We start from the raw sequence: 1,930 nt of genomic DNA, 5'->3' as shown, positions 1-1,930 counted from the left end.
CCTTGCCAAGGTGGGGGTCGCGGGTTCGAATCCCGTCGTTCGCTTGAGGCGGCCGGGGTGGCGGAACTGGCAGACGCACAGGACTTAAAATCCTGCGATTGGTAACGATCGTACCGGTTCGATTCCGGTCCTCGGCATAGACTTGTAAGAGGCAGAAGTGGAAGAAGATGAGCACCCTTAGCTCAACTGGATAGAGTACCTGACTACGAATCAGGCGGTTAGAGGTTCGACTCCTCTAGGGTGCATTAAGTAATAACTTAAGTTCGGGAAGTAGCTCGTCCGGCTGAAGGGAACGGTCTTGAAAACCGTCAGGCGTGTAAAAGCGTGCGTGGGTTCGAATCCCACATCCTCCTTAGGGACGAATAGTATTGACGCGGGATGGAGCAGCTAGGTAGCTCGTCGGGCTCATAACCCGAAGGTCGTAGGTTCAAATCCTGCTCCCGCAATAGTTGGCTCGGTAGCTCAGTTGGTAGAGCAATGGATTGAAGCTCCATGTGTCGGCGGTTCGATTCCGTCTCGCGCCATACATTATCGTATTGGAAATGCGGGTGTAGTTTAGTGGTAAAACTACAGCCTTCCAAGCTGTTGTCGCGAGTTCGATTCTCGTCACCCGCTTTGAACGAAAGTTCATACCAAGTTTTCGAACTTGGGCGCGTAGCTCAGGTGGTTAGAGCGCACGCCTGATAAGCGTGAGGTCGGTGGTTCGAGTCCACTCGTGCCCATAAAATATTGGAGAATTACTCAAGAGGCTGAAGAGGACGGTTTGCTAAATCGTTAGGTCGGGTAACCGGCGCGGGGGTTCGAATCCCCCATTCTCCGTATGAATAAGGAGTTTAGCATTTGCTATCTCCTTTTCTTATACTTTCTTGTCCTGTTTAGTGAGGTTTTTCTGATGAATCGATTTAAAAAGTCTAAATTTCTAATTTCTTTTTTTGTATTAGTTGTTGCAATGACGATACTCATCTTATCTACCTCTTCTAGTTGGTTTGTATCAACTACTTCAAATATTATTTCATTGGTAGATAGACTCGTTGGTTCTCCTTTTGCTTTTGTAGCTGATAAAAAAGAAGAAATGTCAGATTTGATGTCTACTTACAGAGAAAATCAGCAGCTTAAGAAAAATCTTTATGAGATTGAGGAAAAGGCTGGGAAGGCAGATTCCTTAGAAGATGAGAATGAGCAGTTGCGAAAACTTCTGGAATTTAAAGAGGCTGATAAAAATCAAGTTCAAATTGCCAGTGAAGTGATTGCCCGTACGCCAGCATCCTGGAAAAATGAGCTGACTATTGACAAGGGAGAATCTGATAATGTGACTGATGCTATGCTAGTAGTCGCTAATGGTGGTCTAGTCGGAAGTGTTTCTGAAACTAGTAGTCAGTCTAGCTTAGTATCTCTACTGACTAACGAGGAAAACTCAACTAAAATTTCTGTTAGAATTCAAACTAAGTCTGGTCCAGTTTATGGGATTATAACTGGATATGATGAAAAAAACTCAGCTTATATCATCAGTCAGTTAAATAGTGCTGAAGATATAAAAGAGGGAGATGAGGTTGCAACCAGTGGCTTGGGCGCTTATAATGCAGAAAATATTCCTGTCGGTAAGGTGCTTTCCGTGTCTGAGGCTAAGGATCAGTTAAACAAGATTGTCCTGGTTAAGCCGGCTGCTGATTTGTCGGATATCCGTGCTGTAATGTTGGTAGGGAACTGATATGAGAGATATTAAAGAACATCTTTTGACTCCTATTATTTTATTTTTTGTTTTATTGATTGACGGGCAGATTTCGACTTTTCTGGCTAATATTCTGCCTTTACAATGGCATTTAGTCAGTCATTTTATTTTTATTTTCATGCTTTTTGTGTCCATCAACCTCTCTAGAAACTACAATATTATCTTGTTTTGCTGTCTGGGGGTGATTTACGATGTTTACTA

The 1,930-nt window shown here is 43.3% G+C and carries 2 protein-coding genes and 7 tRNA genes; all 9 read left to right on the top strand.

The genetic code is table 11. From position 1 onward, the window contains the following. Positions 1-51: 51 nt before the first annotated feature. A tRNA-Leu gene (locus D8886_RS11560) sits at positions 52-137 on the top strand. A gap of 34 nt (positions 138-171) precedes the next feature. Then, positions 172-245, top strand: a tRNA-Arg gene (locus D8886_RS11555). Positions 246-372: 127 nt separating this feature from the next. Beyond that, a tRNA-Met gene (locus D8886_RS11550) sits at positions 373-446 on the top strand. 5 nt (positions 447-451) lie between these two features. Continuing rightward, positions 452-524, top strand: a tRNA-Phe gene (locus tag D8886_RS11545). Between the two features lie 20 nt (positions 525-544). Continuing rightward, positions 545-615: transfer RNA gene (locus tag D8886_RS11540), tRNA-Gly, on the top strand. A gap of 33 nt (positions 616-648) precedes the next feature. Continuing rightward, a tRNA-Ile gene (locus tag D8886_RS11535) sits at positions 649-722 on the top strand. Positions 723-731: 9 nt separating this feature from the next. Continuing rightward, positions 732-819, top strand: a tRNA-Ser gene (locus D8886_RS11530). 73 nt (positions 820-892) lie between these two features. Continuing rightward, on the top strand, positions 893-1,708 hold the full coding sequence (gene mreC / locus D8886_RS11525; RefSeq protein ID WP_125435772.1) for a rod shape-determining protein MreC: 816 nt from the start codon (positions 893-895) through the stop codon (positions 1,706-1,708). Between the two features lies 1 nt (position 1,709). After that, a partial coding sequence (gene mreD, locus D8886_RS11520; protein ID WP_185761306.1) for a rod shape-determining protein MreD occupies positions 1,710-1,930 on the top strand: 221 nt, incomplete at its 3' end.

Origin of the sequence: Streptococcus sanguinis, assembly GCF_003943655.1 — a bacterium.
GTDB classification, from domain to species: Bacteria; Bacillota; Bacilli; order Lactobacillales; family Streptococcaceae; genus Streptococcus; species Streptococcus sanguinis_F.
Note: the sequence above shows the minus strand (reverse complement) of the source record. Positions and strands in the feature narration are given on the sequence as shown.